Source organism: Bacteroides sp. AM37-9, assembly GCF_003603455.1.
GTDB classification, from domain to species: Bacteria; Bacteroidota; Bacteroidia; order Bacteroidales; family Bacteroidaceae; genus Bacteroides; species Bacteroides xylanisolvens.
Genome location: NZ_QTNF01000011.1, coordinates 84,818 through 107,269, shown reverse-complemented (window position 1 = coordinate 107,269; position 22,452 = coordinate 84,818). Strand labels below are relative to the sequence as shown.

Here is a 22,452-nt window from a genome sequence, read left to right as displayed (position 1 = left end):
CATAAGATATATACTATTAACTTTCGCGTTTTGGAGCTAAAGGATTCTGCTCCAGTTTTTTATTTTTAATTAAGACGGCGTCTGGTATAGGCATGGTATAGGAAGGATCATTCTGTTTTAATGTATATACCTGTTCTCCCCATCTATGAATAATTTGTGGCATTCCGTAGCGTCGGAGATCAAACCATCGTTGCCCTTCAAAACAAAGTTCTTTTCTTCTTTCATTTTTGATGAAAGTTTTGAGCGCATCACCTGTTAATCCGGTAGGCTCAACAAATTTGTCGGGTTCATAACGTTTAGCCAGTAAGGTTTTTAAAGCAGATAGTGCTGTACTCTCGTCATTATTATGGGCAGCTGCTTCTGCTAGATTTAAATAAGCCTCACCTAGTCTGAAGGATAAAGCAAAGTTTTCCGAACCACTAGGTTCACCTGTAGCTGAAAGTTTGTATTTGCCGAAAGTAGTATAAGAGTCTTCATAGAAAACTTTATCATCTTTATTGAACTCTTTTGCTATATACTTTTCTTTTCTTAAATCTCCATCTTCAAAGCTTTCAATCAAGTTATCAGAAGCGATAAAAGCTTCTCGGTAATAGGTGGTGGTATTACCGAAGTAACCTTCTTCCTCATACTCTACCGACTCATCATTGAATACAGTTAAGTCTGAAACGCTTCCATATAACCAAATAACCTCAGATGATTTTAAAGATGTAAAATTGTAATAAGGCTCTGCCACTGTTGGAGAAGGGAGGTTATTTAAGTCTACTAAAGCGAAGGACCAGTCTTTTATTACTTTGTTGGCGTATATGGCTGCATCTTTCCAGTTTTCCATATAGAGAAAGACGCGGGACTTCAGCAATTGTATCATTGGAAGGCTAACCAGATAATTCGGTTCATATTGTTTATCTTTGCTTAAAGTAAGGAATAAACGTTCAGCTTCATTCAGATCGTCCACAATTTGGTTGTATACTTCCTCAACGGTGTTTCGTGTCATTAATAGTTGGTCTTCAGGTAGCAGGTTGCTGTCTAGTTTGAGTGGAACTCCTAAAGCCTGTTTGTTATAGTTGTATGGTGCTCCAAAATGATTGACTAACATAAAATAATAGAAAGCTCTTAATCCGAGGGATTGGGCTATTACATAATTTTTTTCAGCCTCCGTACCATTTACGTCACCGATATAATCAAGAGCTGCATTTGCGCCTAAGATATAGTTATAGTATCCTTCCCAGATATTCTGAAGAGGATAACCATTTCTTTCCATAATGAAAAACATATCCGGTTGCCATGTATAAACAGCTTGTTTGGCTTCTATATTTTTTAGAGAGTTGATGCTAAATTCATAATCAGTTTTGTGGAACTGAATGTCATCGTCTAAGAAGCTAAGAAAGGGTAGTAGGAAATTGCTTTTATCCTGTTTGGGATAAGCAGAACCGATTAACATTTCTTGCAAAGCATTTGCATCTTTGGGAACGTACTCACTTTGAGATTTAGGCTCTAGAAAATCTGAGCAAGAGGATAGTGATAGTAAGACTATTCCTGTTAGTATATATATAATTCTTTTCATTGTCTATCTTTTTATTTTTTTAGAAACCAATGTTAATACCTAATGAATAATTCCGTGGAAGTACACTGTTGCTAACTTCCGGGTCGAAACCGTTGAAACGTTTGCTGGCGATAACAAAGATGTTATCCATGTTAAAGTTAAGTGATAGATTTTTCATATATATTTTTTCGCACCACTCACGTTTCATTTGCCAGGATAGGCCGATGTTACGGCAGCGTAAGAAAGAACCACTGACCACCATAGCGTCAGATTGTTCCCATAATGGAATGCTATAAACACTCTCATTGTTGGGCAATTCTATATAGGCCATTCCTGCTTTGGGTAAAGAAGGAATGATTGTATGGGCTTCGTCTCCCGGTTCTTTCCAACGGTTCAGTAAATCGCGGTTTATATTTGTATATGGATCCGGCATATAATAAGAACTAGCGAATTGGTTGTATGGTGATGGCAGACGCTTCTTGTTGCCGAGCAAAAGTGAAAAACTGGTGTTTAAAGTTAATGATTTATAGCGGAAACTTAAGCTCAATCCACCGGTGAAATAAGGCTCTTTCTGACCAGAATATACCAGATAAGTAGTCGGATCTATTTGTCTGCCACGTTCTTCTTCCGGAATATCCAAAAGATTGAATAAAGCTTCACCGGTTTTTCCGTCTAATCCTGCAAACGAGTATGACCAGAAACTGCTGAGCGGATATCCTTCTTTTAGTACAATATCTGAACGTCCACTTAAGAAGGAAGCTGCATTGACATCAATGTCTGTATGTCCGCCTTCATTCCAGTTCTTGGAAGCATTCAAACTGACACTTAATGCATAGTCCCGTTTCTGTATCGGGGTAAAAGTTAATGTGTATTCGATACCTCTGTTGTGGATAATACCACCGTTTCGTTTCATGGATGTTATTCCATATTCATAAGGTAATTCCAGTTCAACAATGGCATTGGAGCGTCTTGTATAATATTCCAGATTCATATAAAACATACTGAATAATTCCAGGTCTACACCGAAATTCCATGATTTGGTACGTTCCCATGATAGATTCGGATTTGGGATTTGGGAGATGGTAGACTGATATCTATTGTATAGATTAGCCACTTTCCCCTGATTTAAAATCAAATCCGGACTAATGCGCGTTACTGCATTTCCTTGAATACCATAGGTGCCGCGGAAGTTTAAGGTTGTTATCCATTTTACATATTTCTTCATGAAGTCCTCTTCTGAAGCTCTCCAGGAGAAACCGAATGAATAGGTAGGATCAATACGGTGATTAGCATCCTGACCGAAACGGTTGGATGCATCATTACGTATATTTGCATTAACAACATATCGGTTTTTGAGTGAATATGCCAATGTGGCGAATACGGAAAGATAATTGTCTGTAGTATTGACTTTTCTCCATCCACCATCATATATCTTTTTTAAAAGCCCCCATCCTTCGTCTTTAGAACCTGTAATAGGTGTAAAAGCTTGTGGAGTGGTTGGTAATGTTATGACTTCTCCTCTATCTGGGGCATATCCCCATACCGTATTGCTGACACCTTTATTAGTGGAAGAACGTAATTCCATACCTACTAAAGCATTAATTCGGTTCTCATTATTAAAGGCTTTACTGAATTGCAGCTTATTTTGGATGTTGTAAGAGTACTGCTGTGCGTTATTTGTGAATAATTCGCCTCCGAATGGGAGTAAGGCTGCTCCAAACTCTTTACTGTTTGGTGAGACAGAGTTGAAATCATAACCACGATATGTTTCAGCAATATAAAACGTTTGTTCAGTTTCCCAAGCTTCGTTTGTGCTGTTATTATTTGAATATCCACCAGTAAATTGGTAAGTTAACCAGTCTAAAATATTCCATTTCAAGTCCAGTGAAGCTGACATGAAACTTGATTTTGATTTAGAACCACTATTATTCCGTTCATTTACGAAATTGTATGATAATGATTTGACTCCGCTATTGTATGGGTATGAGGCTTTCATTTGATAGTAAGCATCAGGGTCTATAGAACGATTGGTAGTGGTAGCATACCCCATAGGATTGACTCCTCCGGCAAAACCGTTATTCGTACTTACGCTACCGTTGATCGTTGCATTAATCGTTAGTTTTTGTACCGGGCGTATGGTGATGGCAACGCGTCCGGTCATACGTTCACTGTCGTTTCCTATTTCCTGCCCTTCGCTATTGGAATATCCCATAGAAGCTGCATAACTGTATTTATTTGTTCCGCCGGAAACACTTATATTATGGTTATGGCTAAAAGAACGGCGGGTTAGTAGTTTGAACCAATCTGTATTTTGTGTTTCCAGAACATTGCGTTGTGCCAGAAATTCTTCAGAAGATATATCGTGCGATAGATACATATTCAATAATCCCTCATAAGTATATATTTGTTTGATTGGTTCTGCGCCATAAGGTGTTCCCCAGTTAAACGCTTCTTGTGAGAATAGTACTCTTTCTTTGGAGTTCATGTAATTAAACTGTCCATAGTTGGGACGCGTGCCCATTACAAAGTTAGATGTGTAATTGACGCTTAGACGATCAGTCGTATTCTTTTTGGTTGTGATCTCAATAACACCATTCGATGCTTTTGAACCATAAATAGCGGTCGCAGAAGCATCTTTTAAAATACTAATGCTTTCGATATCAGCAGGATTTAACCAAGAAATCTGATTACCGATAATGTTTTTCAAGTCCTCTGTCATGAGAGAAGATGCATTCAATTCCAGGGGGTCTTCCTGAATGATGCCGTCGACTACCCAAAGTGGGTCTTGATTACCCAGTAAGGTACTGGTACCACGGATTTGAATTTTCGGGGCAGTACCTACACGACTACTTGTATTGGTGACAATCATACCTGCCACACGTCCTTGCAACATTTGGTCAATAGTGGTATATGAAGGCATTAAAATATCTTTTGCTTTTACTGTGGTAATAGAACCTACTAGGTCACGGCGTTGAATATTCTGATAACCGGTTACGACCACTTCGTCAATTTCAGTACTGGAACTGTTTAGAGTGACATTAATCGTTTTCTTTCCTGTATATCTTACAGTCTTTTTCTCCATTCCGATGAATGAATAAGTTAATATTAACCCTTCTTGCGCAGGAATATTAAAAGTGTAATGTCCGTCTAGTCCGGCGATAGCTCCATGTTTTGAACCTCGGACAGTGACTGTAGCTCCGGGAAGTGCTTCACCGCTTGCATCACGTATCCATCCACTAATCGTGATTTTATTAGTCTTTCTTTTCTTAATAACGATGGCAGTGCCTGATACTTCATAAGTCAGGTTAGTTCCTTCCAGACATTCATCCAGAATTTCGGTGATCGTTTTGTTTTTTGCCCTTACGCTGATATCGGTTATGTTAGCGATATCTTCTGTTGCGTACATAAAGATGAATTTTGTACGGTTTTGCAAATACCAAAGCGTAGATTCCAGGCTTTCGCCTCTCAGATCAACGGAGATTCGCTGATTGTCTTGTGCTTGAATCATAAGTGAAGAAAGGGAGAATATCCATAAAAGGCAGAACTTAACGAAATTTCTGCTTACATAAGATACTCCCTTTGAGGAGGATTGTGTTCGTTTTTTCATAATGCGTTAGTTATAATATGTATTAATAGTTATTGTTTATAAGAAATGTGCAGTATACCTTCTCTTTGTTTTATGTCTACCATATTTAATTCCATTATCATGTCGATAATTGGATTCATGTTTGCATAGCGGTTGAGATAAGCTCCGATTTGTACCTGTCTGGCTGCATCGTCTTCAAAAGTGTATGTGAATCCGTACCATTTGGAAAGATATGACATTACATTCTCAAGAGGAACATTCATAAATATGAATGATCCGGACTCCCAGGAAGTGTATAATTCTGTATTTACGTTAGATACGGTACTTTCTCGACTATTTTTGTCATATACGAAATGTTGGTTTGGAATCAATTCATAATCTTTGTTTTCACTGTTAATCTCTATAGCTCCACTAATTAGTGTAGTACTTTCCACTTCTTCATCCGCATAAGCCCTTACATTGAAAGAAGTTCCTGTCACCCGAATAGAAGTGTGTGGTGTTTGCACGATAAAAGGATGTGCTTTATCTGGAGCAACATCAAAATAGGCTTCACCTTCAACCTGTACGATGCGTTCCTTATCGCTGAAACAAATCGGATAAGTCAGTTGTGATTCTGCGTTCAGATGTACTTTTGTTCCATCTGAAAGGACAATGTGACATTCCATACCATGCAGTGTACGAAGCGTATTTTTGATTTCTTTCACTTTGGGCTTGTTGGCAGGAGTTTGATAATTAATCCCTTTGGAGTCAATGATGAACATTTCAGTTGCACCCTCCGGAAGGACATTCTCAAAAAGGTTGAAGGTGTTGCCATTACTTAGAGTCAGTTCTCCGCCATGGGTTCCTGGAGTAATTTCACCGATTGGTTCTCCGACTGCCCAATTATATATAAGGAATGAAGCCGGTATTATCAATAGCAAAATAAGAGCCGCATATTTCAGACTCCTTTTCCACGAAAAAACAATACCAGATTGATTGCCTCCTAGTAGCGGGTAGACTTTCTCCCATGCCTTTTGTGAAGAGAAGTTTTTTATTAACCGGCTGTTTTCTTCGTACGTTTCCTTATTTAATATCCGGTCGGCTATTTTTTGATGCTCCGGATTTTCATCCAACCACGCATGATAGTTTTTTTCCTCTTCGGGAGTAGACGAATGAGTGAATAGAGAAGCAAGGATTTTTGCAATTTTAAATTTTTCTTTGAATGAATTCATCGTTTTTTCGATTTGTTATATAAGTAAAACAATCCAATCGGAAAAACGGGGTAATCAAAAAGTTACTTTATTTGCATAAAAATAGTAATAAGGTGTAGTTTATGCCTTTGAGGCTTTCGCGAAGTTTGCGATAGGCGAATTTCTTTAACGTATGGACAGTGCCCTCTGAAATTTGCAATTTGTCAGCAATCTCATGGTTTTTTAACCCTTTCATGGAGTATAAGATGATATTCCGCATTTGGGTAGGCAATTCTTCTACCGCTTTGCGAACCATGTGGAATGTTTCCTGTTCGATAATGGCAGCTTCGAAGCCACTATCGAATTCTTCCTGTCCGGAAAAATTGGGAATATCTAATTGTTCATGTTTTAGGTGATTCAGACATTTATTTCGGGTGACGGTATAAAGGAAGCTTTTTACTTTCAAAATGTCGTCGAAATCTTCTTTCCGTTCCCAATAAGCTAACAATACATCTTGCGCGATGTCTTTGCAAACTTCTTTGTCTTCAATATAGTGGGATGCGAACACGCAAAGAATAGGATAGTAGTCATCAAATAGCTTTTTGAAAGCCTGTTTGTTACCACGTCTGATGTCTGCAATTATATTTTCTATATGTATGTTCACTATTTAGGGTGGAGCGACTGGGGTAGGAATTTTCTTATCCAATCTTACTTATTTTCTTCAGCTTTTCTTCTTCGATGATTTTGATCTTTCTTCCGTCGATTGTAATCAGTCGTTCCGTAGCGAACTGCGACAATGTGCGGATAGCATTCGAAGTAGTCATATTAGAGAGATTAGCTAAATCTTCGCGTGAAAGATAAATGCTCAAAGTAGATCCGTCTTCTTCCAAACCGTAGCTTTCTTTCAGGAAGATGAGAGATTCGGCCAGGCGTCCGCGGATATGTTTTTGTGTCAGATTAACGGTGCGTTCGTCTGATATACCGAGGTCAATAGAAAGCTGGCGGATAAAAAACATGGCCAGGTCATTGTTTTGAGAAATTAGAGTTGTAATGGCACTCATAGGAATCAGGCAGACAACGGAAGGTTCGAAAGCTGCTGCGGCAGTCACAAAATCTTGTTTGGCAAAATAAGCACGATAAGCAAAGTATTCGCGTGTTTTAATCATGCGAATAATCTGACTTCTACCCCCTACACCATCTTTGAAGATTTTGACTTTTCCACTGATAAGGCACATCAGATGAGACGGTGTTTCTCCTTCACAGTAGATGGTTTCATTCTTTTTGTAGGTTTGTATCGTATAATTGTTCATCAGAAACTCCTTTTGCTCGTTATTTAAAGGAGCTAACATATCGGATAACGGTTCCGAAATATCTATGTCTGACATATTCATTTTTACCATGAGTGCTACAAAACTGTGTTATACAGCACAAAAGTAAAAAGAAAAAATGAGAAAATGAACGAATCTATAAAAAGATTGCACAAAAGTGGGAGCTTTCGTGCAATCTTGTAGACATTTTATTTGGTAAACAACAGTTCTCTGTATTTGGGTAACGGCCATATTTCATCGTCTACTTCCATCTCCAGGTGGTCGATGTGGTCGCGGATCTGGTCGAGATACGGGCGTACTTTTTCTTCATACTCAAATGCTCTTTCCTTGTAGTTCTCCATGTGGTTGGCAACTTTTCGTGCTTCGGTCATTTCGCGAACCAGTACTTTGATGGAAGTGACCCGGTGGGAAATCTCACGGATCAGTTCTTTGCGGTCGGCACTCAACACTTCGTATTCTTCAGCCGGGAATATTTCTTTCAGTCCGCGAAGATTTTCGAGCAATCGGTTCTGATAGGCAACGGCAGTCGGTACGATGTGGTTAATGGCGAGGTCGCCCAGTACACGGCCTTCGATTTGCACCTTCATGGTATATTTCTCCAGTTCCACTTCCAGACGGCTGTTCAATTCGGTTTCGTTGAAGATACGTTCGCCAATCAGCACTGATTTGGATTGGTTGTCAATATAGTGCATCAGGGCTTCCGGTACGTGGCAGATGTTAGTCAGTCCGCGGCGTGCGGCTTCCTGTTTCCACTCTTCAGAATAACCGTCGCCCTCAAAACGAATCGGTTCGGAGGCGATAATCGTTTCTTTCAGTATGCGGAAGATGGCTTCATCTTTGCCTACTCCTTCTTCCATCAGTTTTTCTACTGATGCGCGGAATTCGTTCAACTGATTTGCCATGGCGGCATTGATTGCAATCATGGAGGCGGCACAGTTGGAAGACGAACCTGCGGCACGGAATTCGAACCGGTTTCCGGTGAACGCGAAAGGAGAGGTGCGGTTACGGTCGGTAGTATCCAGTAGGATTTCGGGAATACGTCCGATACCTAATTTAAGAGTAGTTTTTTCTTCCGGTGTCATTTTCTCGTTTCCTACCTGGCGGACAATTTCGTCGAGAGTGGACGATAGTTGTGAACCCAGGAAGCAGGAGAGAATGGCGGGAGGAGCTTCGTTGGCTCCCAAACGGTAGCTGTTGCTGGCGCTCATGATGGAGGCACGCAGTAAATCTTGGTTTTTATAAACCATCATTAAGGCGTTTACCAGGAAAGTGAGGAATAACATGTTTCCTTTCGGATTCTTTCCGGGGGCGAACAAGTTGATGCCGGTGTCGGTGCAGAGCGACCAGTTGTTGTGCTTGCCCGAACCGTTTACTCCGCTGTATGGTTTCTCGTGCAGGAGTACATTGAAGTGATGTTTCCTTGCAATACGTTTCATCAAATCCATAACAAGCTGGTTGTGGTCGTTGGCAAGGTTGCAGTTTTCGAAGATAGGGGCTAACTCAAATTGGTTGGGGGCTACTTCGTTATGACGGGTTTTGGCGGGAATACCCAGTTTGTGACACTCAATTTCAAGTTCTTTCATAAATGCCGTGACACGTGGAGGGATGGAGCCGAAATAGTGGTCTTCCAACTGTTGGTCTTTGGCGGAAGAGTGTCCCATCAGTGTCCGTCCTGTCAGGCAGAGGTCGGGGCGTGCATTATATAAGGAAGAGTCAACTAGAAAATATTCCTGTTCCCATCCTAAATTGGTATATACGCGTGTGATGTTCTTGTCGAATAGTTGGCAGACATCCGTTGCTGCTTTATCTACGGCGGCAAGTGCTTTCAATAATGGAGTTTTGTAATCCAGTGCTTCACCTGTATAAGAAATGAAGATAGTGGGGATACAAAGAGTGGTGTCTACCACGAATGCCGGTGAAGAAACATCCCAGGCTGTATATCCTCGTGCTTCGAAAGTGTTGCGGATACCGCCGTTAGGGAAAGAAGAGGCATCCGGCTCTTGCTGGATCAGTAGTTTTCCGGAGAAGCGTTCGATTACTCCGCCGTCTTCGCCGAATTCGATAAAACCGTCATGTTTCTCGGCTGTTCCGTCTGTCAGAGGCTGGAACCAGTGTGTGTAGTGAGTGACGTTGAGTGACTTGGCCCAACTTTTCATGCCGTTAGCAATCAAATCTGCTATTTCGCGGCTGATAGGCGTACCTTTTTCGATAGCATCGGTTACAGCTTTGTAGGCTTCTTTGGGAAGATACTCCTGCATCTTCTTGCGGTCGAACACGTGGCTACCATAATAATCAGAGAGTTTGTTGGAAGGAGCAGTTACTTCCAGAGGTTTCCGGTTGGAAAGCTCTTGTAAGGCAAAAAAACGCATTTTTGACATAAATGGTCTACTTTTTATCGGTTGATGGCGCAAAATTATATGTTTTTTCTGAAAGTACCCCTATTTTAAAGGGGGTATTTTTAGAAATGAATGTATTTTTCTAAAGATACCCCCTCTGTTGATTCTCCAACTTCTGTTCTTATTGCTTCTGTTGGTCCATTTCTTTAGCCATCTGTTTAACCAAACTTTCCACTTGGATATAATGGTTGTGATAGTTCCTGAATAACTGTTTGAATACTGGACTGTCCATAGCCATTTGGGTGAGAAATTGTAGGTGTTTACCCGTAGAGGTGTTCATTTGCATACGTTTTTCTTTGCTCAAGTTATCTTGTAGGGAGTAAACACCGCATGAAATTTGGATTTCTGCGATGCCTTCATCCCAAGGATGGGTGTTGAGGTGAGTCAATGCTGCCAAGATTTTTTTCAGGTCTTTCAGCAGAATGTTTAATAGTTCGAATTCGGTGCGGTTTACGGAGCAGGAATCCGGGTTCAGGAGGAAAGCGAATTTAAGGTAGAAATCCTTTAATTCTTCTTTAGGAATAACAAATGAATCTTTGGAAGCCTTTATCATGCCTCCTACCGCTGGTTGAACGGTAACTTGTTTTGTTTCCATAATATAATTATGAATAAGGTGGTAGGCGAAGATTTTCTATGAAATAAGAGCGGTTCCGCCTTTCCCGTTACTCTTCACCAACCAGGCAGTGGGTGCATTAACACTCCACACGGGGGTACGAAACCGCCATATGAAGCATCAGGACAGGCATAAAAATGCCTGCCACGAAAACGAGGCAGGTTCCCTGCCTGGTTGATATGAAGAGTATCACAAAGATACGACAATTTTCTTCTTTGTCAAAAATAAAAGGAGAAATAAAAAGGTAAGAGTAAGTATTTCTCTTTTTTATGCAGTTTTTAATTAAATGAGAATTTAGCAGTTAGGCTGAAAGCCTTACAATTATATATTTATTGGGGTGCCCTGAAAGGGCTTAATTATATAGCGTAGGGCAACGCCCTACGTAAAAACGACAATCTGAATTTGCGCCCTGAAAGGGCATAATTGTATACAGTTCCGCCCTTTCAGGGCTTGTGGCTGGGGTGTTTTTTTCGTAGGGCGTTGCCCTACGCTATATAATTAAGCCCTTTCAGGGCACTCCGCAAAATTATCATTTAGTTCATTTATGCACCGTTATGAATCAAACTAGCGGTGGTTTGATTATTTTCAAAAATCATGGTAAAATAAAGTATATCAACTTCTCTGTCAACTTAGAAATAAAAGTTTACTTTTGCCTTCCACAAGTTTCACAGACTCGTAAGTTGTAGTATGACAGATGTTTGCTGTGATTTAATGACCTCGTTTTAGCTTTTCACATCCTTCACACTCTAACGAAAAGCCCCCCAGTTCAAACAAAAGCTTAGGCGTTTCTTTATATGGAAGGATATAAGAAGATGAATATGACCGGATAACAGATTGAAATAGTTAACATGGTATCAGCCGACTGCCGTTGACCATACAGCCGACTGCAGTTGTCTAAGTCGCTGACTTTAGTTGACCGAACAGACGACTCTAGTTGTCTATTCATAAATCAACTTTAAAATCGTGATATAGAGTCGATATTGCGTAGTATCAAACCATATACTTCATGTTAGGTATTGGTTTTATTTTATTTTATCCCATACTTGACACTATTCAACAAAAAAACTCTATCTTTGTTCTATAATTGAGATACAAGAAATAATGGGAAGATTTATCAATCCCTTTACCGATTTTGGCTTTAAGTTTTTATTCGGCAGAGAGGTAGAAAAGGAGTTATTAATCGACTTCTTGAATGATTTGCTCGTAGGAGAGCATGTAATTACCGACATCCAGTTCCTAAACAACGAACAGCAGCCGGAAGTAAAAACAGAACGAGGACTTATCTATGATATATATTGTAGAACCAATACGGGGGAACATATTATCGTAGAAATGCAGAACCGGGAACAGCCTTACTTTAAAGACCGTGCCCTTTTCTATCTCTCTAGGGCTATTACCCAACAAGCGAGAAAAGGGATTTGGAACTTTCAATTAGATGCTGTGTACGGAGTGTTCTTCATGAACTTCGTGATGGACAAGGATATACCCTCTAAAATCAGAACGGATGTTGTCCTTTCTGACAGGGATACAGGTAAGCTTTTCAATAGTAAGTTCCGGCAGATTTTTATTGAATTGCCGAACTTTAATAAAGAAGAGGATGAATGTGAAAATGATTTTGAACGCTGGATTTATATATTAAAGCACATGGATACACTTGATCGAATGCCTTTCAAGGCTCGTAAAGCCGTTTTTGAACGACTGGAAAAGTTAGCCTCCAAAGCGAATATGACCCAGGAGGAAAGAATGCAGTACGAGGAAGAATGGAAAGTTTACAACGATTATTTTAATACGTTGGACTTTGCAGAACAAAAAGGTATACAAAAAGGTATACGAGAAACAGCCCGTAAATTGAAAGAATTAGGGGTGGATAATGATATTATCATAAAATCTACGGGTATTTCGAAAGAAGAAATAGAGAAATTATAACCTTTCTCCTATTATTAATAGACGACTCATGCATTCAAACATGAGTCGTTTTTGTTTATTCTTATATTTATATTAATCAAGTGTGAAAAGCTTCCTTCCCCTGATAACTCTTTTTAGTAGCTTAATTCCATTGCTTTTCGATATTCTTTTTTATATTTGCCTACGTTAATGAAGGAGATACGACAATTGAGAGATAAAATATTGATAGGATGCATATTGTGTCTGTTCTCTTTTATATCAAAGGGGGCAGCCAATAATTATATAATGAATCCTTATACCCATCAGGAAATCTCTGCCGACTCCATCATAGAACGTGTGATGACCTTTGCGCCTTTGTATGAAACGATAGTCAGCGATTATCGCGCGAACCTATATATAAAAGGTAAGATGGACATTCAGAAGAAGAATTTTATTCTCCGTTATGTGCCTTCCATGTTTCGTTTGCAAAAGGGTGTTCGCGAATATCTGCTTGAAACGTACAGTGACCTGCATTATACGGCTCCCAATATTTACGACCAGAAAGTAAAAGCCTCCCAGGGAACGGTGAGAGGAAACAGGGGATTGCCGGGCTTGCTCGAATACTTTAATGTAAATATCTACTCTTCGTCTCTGCTGAATGATGAACGCTTGTTATCACCACTGGCTAAAAACGGACAGAAATACTATAAATACCAGATAGACAGTGTGATGGGAGATCCTAATAATCTGGATTATCGAGTCCGCTTTATTCCCCGTACCAAGAGCGATCAGTTGGTAGGTGGATATATGGTGGTTAGCAGCAACGTCTGGAGTGTTCGTGAAATCCGTTTTTCGGGAAGATCGGAACTGATAACATTTACCTGTTGGATTCAGATGGGAGATGTCGGCAAGAAAAATGAATTCTTGCCGGTGCGTTATGATGTAGAAGCCCTTTTCAAATTCCTCGGAAATAAGGTAGATGGTAATTATACAGCTTCTTTAGATTATAAATCCATCGAACTGAAAGAAAAGAAGGTACGCAAGAAAGAGAAGAGGAAATATAATCTTTCGGAATCTTTCTCCTTACAGTGTGATACGAATGCTTATAAGACGGACGCCTCTACCTTTGCTATCATGCGTCCGATCCCTTTGAACGAGAGCGAGAAAAAACTATATTTCGACAATGCGCTTAGACGTGACACGGCTACCATACAAAAGCCATCCAAGAGTCAGGCCTTTTGGGGAACAATGGGCGATTTGATGGTAGAAGATTATAAATTCAATTTGTCCAATATCGGAAGCGTACGGTTCTCTCCGTTTATAAATCCGCTTTTATTCAGTTATAGCGGAAGCAACGGTTTGTCTTATCGACAGGATTTCCGTTACAACCGTCTTTTCAGAGGGGATAAATTACTTCGTATTGTGCCGAAACTCGGATACAACTTTACGCGTAAAGAGTTCTACTGGTCGTTGAATGCCGACTTTGAATACTGGCCGCAGAAACGGGGATTCTTCCGGTTGAATGTGGGTAATGGTAACCGTATTTATAGCAGTAAGGTGCTCGACGAACTGAAAGCCATGCCGGATAGTATCTTTAATTTCGATTTAATTCATCTTGATTATTTCAAGGACTTGTATTTTAACTTCCGCCATACAGTTGAGATAGTCAACGGACTGGATATCGGTCTGGGTTTCTCTGCCCATAAAAGAACAGCCGTAGAGCCTTCCCGTTTTGTGATTACCGGTGATTATCCGATGCCGCCCCCGGAGTTTATGGATAAATTCAAGAACACTTATATCAGTTTCGCTCCCCGCATCCGGATAGAGTGGACGCCGGGACTCTATTATTATATGAACGGAAAGCGAAAGATAAACTTGCATTCTATCTATCCAACCTTCTCGGTCGATTATGAACGGGGAATTAAAGGAGTATTTAAAAGTACGGGCGAATATGAAAGAATAGAGTTTGACCTTCAGCATCAAATCCGGATGGGATTGATGCGTAATATTTATTATCGTTTCGGATTCGGGGCATTCACCAATCAGGATGAACTGTATTTTGTAGACTTTGCCAATTTCTCCCGCCATAATCTTCCCGTAGGCTGGAATGATGAAATCGGCGGAGTATTTCAGGTGCTTGACTCACGTTGGTATAACTCCTCCCGTCGTTATGTGCGGGGACATTTCACCTACGAAGCTCCGTTCCTTATTCTCCGGCATCTGATGAAGTACACCCGTTATGTGCAGAATGAACGTATTTACATCAGTGCACTTTCTATGCCGCATCTTCAACCTTATCTGGAAGTCGGATATGGCATCGGTACGCATATTTTCGACGTGGGAGTCTTCGTAAGCAGCGAAAACTGGAAATTCGGAGGAATAGGCTGTAAGTTCACGTTTGAGTTATTCAACCGATAGTTTTTCCCCGTTCCGGTTGTTTTATCGAAAGATTATACTTATCTTTGTATAAGAGAGGATGAGGGCCGAATTTAGCATCAAAGAGGTGTAGTCGCCTCGTAAGCACAGGTGTTTTTCCTAGAAAATAAATTCTAAGGTATAAATACCTAAATTTATTTTAGTAAATAACTCATCCTCTCTTCTCTTTGTTTATATACATAATACAAAATGGACGGAATTCTAATAACGATACTTATTGTCACAGGTTTTCTGATTTATAAGATGATTTCCTCAAGCAGAAAACAAGAGGGGTATAAAAGATGGAAAGCGACAGACGGTAGTAAGGAAGAAAAGACTACTAAAGTAAAATGGGAACATGGAGCCTGGCTTAGGCATGCTTTGGGAGCGACAGTTCCAAGAGCACAGTATGTTCAAAAGTATGATGAATCGGCTGTCGTCTGGTGTGCCAATCTGTTGGGAATGGAAACGGGACAATTGAAGGAAATACTACGAAACGTTTCTGTACATTACCGGGAATTTTGGATGAGAAAAAGAAAAGGAGGGTATCGTATGATCTCTGCTCCTAACAAAACAATGCAATCCATTCAAGCGACTATTAATTCTCGTATATTATCACCTGTAACGATGATTCATCCGGCAGCGGTAGGTTTCCGGAACGGTCATTCTGTAGTCGACAATGCCAATCCTCATTTAGGAAAGCGGTATGTGTTGAAAATGGATATTCATGATTTTTTCTTTTCTATACGGAGTCCGAGAGTGAAAAAGACATTTGAGAAGATCGGTTATCCGGAAAATGTATCTAAAGTATTGGGAACGTTGTGTTGTTTGCACAGACATTTGCCGCAGGGAGCGCCTACAAGTCCGTCGTTAAGTAATATCGTTAGTTATGAGATGGATAGGAAGTTGGCGGCATTGGCAGCGGAATACGGATTGACTTATACCCGGTATGCCGATGACCTGACTTTTTCGGGAGATGTATTTCCTAAAGAGCAGATTATTCCTCGTATTAAACAAATCATTCGTGATGAGAAATTCGAACCGAATCATAAAAAGACCCGTTTCATCAATGAGTATGGTAGAAAGATTATCACGGGAGTGTCCATCTCTTCCGGTGTGAAACTGACTATCCCTAAAGCCAGAAAGAGGGAAATCCGAAAGAATGTCTATTTCATCCTGACGAAAGGTTTGGCAGAACATCAGCGACGGATTGGTTCGAGTGATCCTGTCTATCTGAAACGGTTGATTGGAGAGCTTTGTTATTGGCGGTCAATAGAACCGGACAATAGCTATGTATCCGATTCTATTGCTGCTCTGAAACGTTTGGAGAAAGGGTATTGATCTAATTCCTGTCACCTGAATCTACTAGACAGGATCACTCGAACCAACATTTAATCCGCAATCGTCACCCGTTCGTTTTCAATTTTGGCATAATTCCTTTTCACGGCTTCGCGAATACCTCTTTGCATGGCAGCGTCTATGTTCGATCCCATACGGGCAAAGCCGAATTGTTGTGCACATGCTTTTATCAAATCTGCCACAGGCAGGCTAATGGAGTCTGTCAACAGTTGTCGGATGGCATTGGCTATCTCTTCAGGAGCTATATCTGTCGCTTCCCGCTCGGAAACCGGACGATAAATAGAGTAGGAGATGCATTGCTCTCTGTTTTTCCAGCAGAAAACAAATCCTTCATGTTCAGTACGATAGATATTTAGTGCATCTAAAGCCGTCTCTATCTGTGTTTCTACCCGTGCTCCCAGACGACTGATTCCCCATTCAGACAGAATCTTCTTGCAAAGTAATGATTTGCTGACCGGAGCTTCATTCTCTATAATCTTCCGTATTTGAGAAGTGAGGATAGAATAGCTTTCACTAAAGAAAAAGTCTTCCGGCGAATAGCTGCCTGGAGTGATCTTTGCCGATCGGTACTTTTGCTGTATTCCGCTTTGTGCGGAAGATGCGGAAGCAGTTTGCTTTTCAGAAGTGGCAGGTGATGCTTTGAGTACAAATGAAATTTCATTGTTATCTCTCTCTGCAGTCGGTACTGCTTCTTCTATTGACTCTTCTTTTATTGGCTCTTCTTTTATTATTTTTTCTTTGTCTGTCGACTCTTTGTTCACAGATTCTTTTTCTGCTGTCATTGGATCAGATCCAATTCCGATGCCTGTCGTTGTTTTGGCATTAACCTTTGAACTTATTTTGCGTGCGATAGCCTCTTGAATAGCTGCTATTACTTCGTCCGGTTTTTCCCACCAGTCCATAGTCCATATTCGGTAGATATCCCAGCCGAGTGCTTTTAGTACATTGTTTTGCACAATTTCCCGGTCACGTGCGGTCTTGGTACGTTTGTAGTTTTTGCCGTCGCAGATAATACCTAATTGATAGTTGGAGGTATTTTCGGTGTCAACAATACCTATATCTATTTTGTAACCGGAGCATCCGATGTCTGTATGCACGGTGTATCCCAATGAACGCAGTTTATCGGCAATGATATTCTCGATGGAGGCTGCTGCTTCCGTGGATTGGTCTGTCACATTGTTGATTGTGTTTCTGGTTCCTTTCTCCGCATATTCGAGGAAACGTTTTAATCCGGCCACTCCGATAGAGGAAGTCCGGTTCAGGTCAATCATATCCGATCTTAAAGTGGAATAGATAATCATCTCATAGCGGGCACGTGAAACGGCCACATTCAACCTTCTTTCGCCACCTACCCGGTTCAATGGACCGAAATTCATGCTGACACGTCCTTCCGCATCCGGGCCGTAGCCCACAGAAAAGAGAATAACGTCCCGTTCATCTCCCTGCACATTCTCCAGGTTTTTGATAAACAACGGTTCGTCACATTCCAGGGCAAGAGTTTCCAGTTCGGGATGGAAGATAAAGAGGTCGGAAAGTAAATCTTCTATCAAGGCTTGCTGAACGATGCTGAAAGTCACTACGCCGATACTTTTCTTTCTTAATTCTTCGCTTCTCAATCTTCTGGCTATTTCGTCTACCACCGCTTGAGCTTCCGCCCGGTTTTGGCGCGATTTGCCTTTATCATAATAACCGTTGATGTTGACTATCCTGACTTTCGATTCAATGTTGTCCGGAGAAGGGAAAGTCATCAGTTTGTTATCGTAATATTCGGAGTTGCTGAAAGCGATGAGGCTCTCATGTTTGCTTCGATAGTGCCATAGTAAATATTTGGAAGGGATAGACAAAGCAAGGCAGTCGTCAAGAATACTCTCCAAATCCTCCATTTCAATATTATCTTCATCTACGGTGCTGACCGAGAAGAAGCTGGTAGGAGGCATCTGTTTCGGGTCCCCCACGATAATCACATTTTTGCCTCGGGCAATAGCGCCCACCGCTTCATAAGTAGGCATCTGTGACGCTTCGTCAAAGACAATCAAATCGAATTTGTCGGCATCCGTATCAATGAATTGAGCGACGGAAAGCGGGCTCATCAGCATACACGGACACATACGCGATAATAAGGTAGGAATCTGGTCGAACAGTTTGCGGATGGAAATGCCACGGGCATTGTTGCGGATATTCTTTTGAAGGATGCCCACTTCGGAACTTTGGATAGCTTCGTGAGTAAAAGACGGAATGTTGGAAGCCAGCCGCGCAAACAATTCTTTTTTGGTCGTTTCTTCGAATTTGGCGGATATTTGTTTGTATTTAGCAATAATATCGTTGAAAATCTTGCCGTTGAATAATTCCAGCGTGGGCTCTTTGGCAATGATATACTGAATAACCGCCTGGTAGAAACTCTTGCAGAAGATGTCTGTCAGTTGGTCGGTAGGGATATTCTTTTCCTTATATTCTGTCGCGACAAATCCGATTCCCAGTTTATTCAGAGTTTGGTATGCTTGTAACCACTGATAGCAGTCTTTGAGTTTGTCGAGGTTATCTTTCCAGGTTTGGGCTTTCGATAGCGCGATCGTTATCCAATCGGCCGAAGAGGTATAAAGCTCTTCTGTTGATATACCCAACGTGCCGGACAACTTCTTTTCAATGACTGTGAGTGTATCCGACAACTGATACAGTTCATTGAAAGAGTGAGCGTGAATATCTTTGAATGTTTGAATTCCTTCTGTGAGCTGTACAGATAAATTCTGTTTGATTTGTGACACCTTGGCAATGTCTTTTGCATAATTCAGCAAATGCGAGTGAAGAGAAGCCATGTCATTGATAATCTGCTCAATGACAGTCCAATCCTCATTCTTGCCGAATCGTCCGAACAAAGAGGGGAGTTGGTCGGTGTATTTCTGAACAGCGTCCTCTTCTTCCTGATACCGGATAATCCGGTGGAGTAGCGGTTTGATGTCTTTTGTTTCAATGGTTTTTAAAGCATAGATGTTGATAGCCTTTTTGATTTTCCGCTGACCGAAATATCTGGGAAGGAACCATTGATCGGATACGCGGTTCCATTCGGCTACCATCTGCTTTGCGTCGATGGACAGAATCTCTTTGGTAAATCCTGCCTCTATCTCTTTTCTTTGTTCATCACGTTTTTGCCCATGAACCACCACTTCACGATATTCATTCAGCGTTTCATTCAATAACGGCAGAGTCAGCAATCTCGGAGTCAGCTCCGGAATATCGAGTATTCTCCGGATGATACAGGCAATCGTTTGGAAATCCTTGCGTGTAGGGTGTATATCCGTATCTTTCAGAAGTACGGAAAATACATCCAGCTTCTGTCGGATGGTATTTAATAAAACAATGAAAGCGGTAAGTAATTGGGAGGCTTCTTCTTTTCCGGCAGATGAATATTCGGAAATCGAGATGCCTGTTAATGGATGCCGATAAGGGTGTCCGCACGCATTGGCGGTTCTGACTAACGATTCAATAGCCTCTTCCCATTGCGCAAATGTATCTTTGTCTAATGTATCCAGATAAGGTTGTGGAATCTCAAAACAAGGTTCGACGTCCACAGATTGATAATGGATAATGGCGTCGTATAGTGAAACTCCGAACGGATATTCTTTATGCAGGGCTTCGATATACTGATTCAGTTCCGCCCGCAAATTCAGCAAACGTTCCGCTTCCTTTTTGAATTCTTCGGGAGGTGTCTGCCTGATAATTTCCGTTGTTTCTTTCAGTTGTGAAATAACGGCGGATTTCTTTGTTTTGTTGGAATGAATTTCCAAACAGAACGGAGCCAAACCGATAGCCGCCAGTCGGTTTTGAACAACGGAGAGGGCAGCCATTTTTTCTGCAACGAATAAGACACGTTTCCCTTTGTAAAGCGCGTTGGCGATGATATTGGTAATTGTTTGCGATTTACCCGTTCCCGGAGGGCCGTGCAGGATAAAAGTCTTATCGTGTACGGCTTCGTAGATAGCTTCCAATTGCGAAGAATCGGCGATGATAGGCAAAACGATGTCCGTTGGCGACAGTTGTTTGTCCATATCCGTTGCGTCTATTTCTTCTGTTGCGGCTTCCCATTCTATCTTTCCGTTAATGAGGCTTGAAACAATTTTGTTCTGAACCAGTTTATTGGCATTATTGTGAATGTCATTCCACATGATGAACTTATTGAAAGAGAAGATGCCTAAGATGGCCTGCTCTTCCACGTCCCATTTGCGTTGGTTTTTGATACTGTTACGAATGATGGAATAAATCAGTTTGACGTTGACGCCGCTTTCATCGGTGGGCAACGGGTCTAATCCCGATACGGTAATTCCGAAGTTCTGGCGAAGCATTTCTAATAACGTAATATTCATCATCGTTTCCTCTTCCCGTGAACGGATCACATAGCCTTTAGCTGCCGATTTACGGATGATTTCAACCGGCATTAGCAGGATGGGAGCGTAGCGGGGACGTTCGCTGGAAGGAGTCTCATACCATTTTAAAAGTCCGAGAGCCAGATAAAGAGTGTTGGCTCCGTTCTCTTCAATAGAGGTACGCGAGGAACGGTATAGGTGAGTCAGTGCTTTGCCTAAATCGTTTTCGGACAGATAAAAACGCAATCTTTTCTGTGAAAGCTCCGAGTTGATGAAACCAACCACCGGATCAGATTCCGGTACAGAGGAGTAAATTCCGAAATCCATCGCTGGGCTTTCCCAATCGGCAGGGTGGTGCAGGATGCGGAATTCTTCTCCGTCAGCCAATGCATCTTCCAGACAAGCCAGATTAGCCGGGATCAGTTGGAGCGTGTTTTTGGTAATCCGGATATTCAGCAGGTTGTTGCGAAGGCTCAAGTCCAGCAACCGCCTTTCCCATAACAGTTGTTTGGTGATTACGGTCTGGGTTTCATTGCCCGATAAATCATACGGATTGATACTTTGCGGAGTGGCATGAACAGCACTTTTCTGAATGTTGGTCTCTTTTTCGTCGACTTCCCATACCTGTCCGTGCAAAATACGTTGAGGGATGGGGCGTACACCCGAATATCTCGCTCTCTTGATGTCTATTGCAAGAAGGAAGTTGTTCCCGTCCGCCAACTTTCCGTTTGCTTTCTTCACCGCATCGTCAAAATCGGACGAATGTCCCATATTCATGCAGGTCGTTTCAACCAAAGTAATGTCGTAGATTCCTTCCGCTGTTCTTTTCGTTAATAGAGAAACATCATCAATCGTAGGATCCGGGAAAGTTTCCGGCACCAGCCAGGCGCCTGCAAAGGCATGCCCTTGCGTGATGACGATTAAAGCATTCAGCCCGATTGCCTCCAGACAGGAAGCATAGAGCAAAGCCATATCCAGGCAGGTTCCCAATTTCTGTGCCATCACAGAATCGGCTAACCGGACACGCTGCCCATATTCTTCGAAACTGGCGGGAACGGTACTGTATATAATCTGTTGCTCCGCGATAGCTGTATAGATGGCAGCCATCTGTTTCCTCACCCTGTCCGGAGTGCGGCTTTGATATTCATCGAGAGACGGGTTGCCGGTCCATTGCCCCAGGATGGAAGCAGCTCTTTTGATAATCGGCGAGATAGCCGTATGATTGGGAGTGATGAAAGCAGCCAGCATTTCGGGCAATACGTTGAGTCCGCCCCATTGGTCGTATGCCAGGATGTCGATAGGATATGTTTGGCAGAATATCGGTTCTGCTTCAGCAGTAATTTCAATTTTCAGGTTGCCGGATAAACGTTCGGTCAGTTGTGTGAAGTAGTTGGCGGACAAAGTGAGATTGAATGACGACAGACGGATCGAACCGTTGGCCGGGATCTGTTCAACAGCCATCGGAGCGGCGTTTCCGAAAGTCGGTTCTGTCGTGATTACTACCTGAATGTCCTTCAGTGGGGCAGATGTCGTGTTCTCAATAGAAAGCTGATGAATGATCGATGCTCCGTTTTGTTGTATCGCAAAATTAATAAGCGGTAAATAGTCGCATTGCACCTTGACTTTGTCCAATCTCTCGTCCATGGCAAAAACTGTATAAATTAAAGATTGCAATATTACAAAAAATACGGATATAAATCTCTTTTCTTCTGCCATTCTTTTGTCAATCAAGAAAATATTTCTACCTTTGCGCCCGATTTATAGATAATATAATGTCTTATTTAATTAAAGTATTAAACAATTT

The 22,452-nt window shown here is 41.4% G+C and carries 11 protein-coding genes; 3 read left to right on the top strand and 8 right to left on the bottom strand.

Going from position 1 to position 22,452, the window contains the following annotated elements; all coding sequences use genetic code 11:
- Positions 1–16 precede the first annotated feature (16 nt).
- The 7 genes from DW862_RS09790 to DW862_RS09760 form a co-directional block, all read right to left on the bottom strand.
- Positions 17–1,561 carry a RagB/SusD family nutrient uptake outer membrane protein gene (locus DW862_RS09790; protein WP_004315454.1) on the bottom strand — a complete coding sequence of 515 codons (1,545 nt, stop codon included), beginning with the start codon at positions 1,559–1,561 and terminating at the stop codon, positions 17–19.
- Between the two features lie 19 nt (positions 1,562–1,580).
- The gene (locus tag DW862_RS09785; RefSeq protein WP_165861904.1) at positions 1,581–5,147 is read right to left on the bottom strand and encodes a SusC/RagA family TonB-linked outer membrane protein; all 3,567 of its coding nucleotides are present in this window, start codon (positions 5,145–5,147) and stop codon (positions 1,581–1,583) included.
- Positions 5,148–5,176: 29 nt separating this feature from the next.
- Positions 5,177–6,337, bottom strand: coding sequence for a FecR family protein (locus DW862_RS09780; protein ID WP_120067972.1), 1,161 nt, complete (start codon positions 6,335–6,337; stop codon positions 5,177–5,179).
- 67 nt (positions 6,338–6,404) lie between these two features.
- Positions 6,405–6,959 carry an RNA polymerase sigma factor gene (locus DW862_RS09775; protein ID WP_004315457.1) on the bottom strand — a complete coding sequence of 185 codons (555 nt, stop codon included), beginning with the start codon at positions 6,957–6,959 and terminating at the stop codon, positions 6,405–6,407.
- Positions 6,960–6,993: 34 nt separating this feature from the next.
- Positions 6,994–7,695: a Crp/Fnr family transcriptional regulator gene (locus DW862_RS09770; RefSeq protein ID WP_004315458.1), complete on the bottom strand. Its 702-nt coding sequence runs from the start codon at positions 7,693–7,695 to the stop codon at positions 6,994–6,996.
- Between the two features lie 116 nt (positions 7,696–7,811).
- A complete protein-coding gene (locus DW862_RS09765) occupies positions 7,812–10,001 on the bottom strand; it encodes a glutamine synthetase III (RefSeq protein ID WP_120067969.1) in 2,190 nt (729 codons plus the stop codon).
- A 139-nt stretch (positions 10,002–10,140) separates the two neighbouring features.
- A complete protein-coding gene (locus DW862_RS09760) occupies positions 10,141–10,614 on the bottom strand; it encodes a hypothetical protein (protein WP_074707492.1) in 474 nt (157 codons plus the stop codon).
- A gap of 1,119 nt (positions 10,615–11,733) precedes the next feature.
- Here DW862_RS09760 and DW862_RS09755 point away from each other — a divergent pair.
- From DW862_RS09755 to DW862_RS09745, 3 genes are all read left to right on the top strand, one after another.
- Positions 11,734–12,558: an Rpn family recombination-promoting nuclease/putative transposase gene (locus DW862_RS09755; RefSeq protein WP_008645685.1), complete on the top strand. Its 825-nt coding sequence runs from the start codon at positions 11,734–11,736 to the stop codon at positions 12,556–12,558.
- 168 nt (positions 12,559–12,726) lie between these two features.
- Positions 12,727–14,934, top strand: coding sequence for a DUF5686 family protein (locus DW862_RS09750; protein WP_009039698.1), 2,208 nt, complete (start codon positions 12,727–12,729; stop codon positions 14,932–14,934).
- A 207-nt stretch (positions 14,935–15,141) separates the two neighbouring features.
- Positions 15,142–16,272: a retron St85 family RNA-directed DNA polymerase gene (locus DW862_RS09745; RefSeq protein ID WP_120067966.1), complete on the top strand. Its 1,131-nt coding sequence runs from the start codon at positions 15,142–15,144 to the stop codon at positions 16,270–16,272.
- Positions 16,273–16,322: 50 nt separating this feature from the next.
- Here the strand turns inward: DW862_RS09745 and DW862_RS09740 are convergent, their stop codons facing one another.
- Entirely contained in the window at positions 16,323–22,364 is a 6,042-nt protein-coding gene (locus DW862_RS09740; protein WP_120067963.1) for a DUF3320 domain-containing protein, read from the bottom strand.
- Positions 22,365–22,452 lie beyond the last annotated feature (88 nt).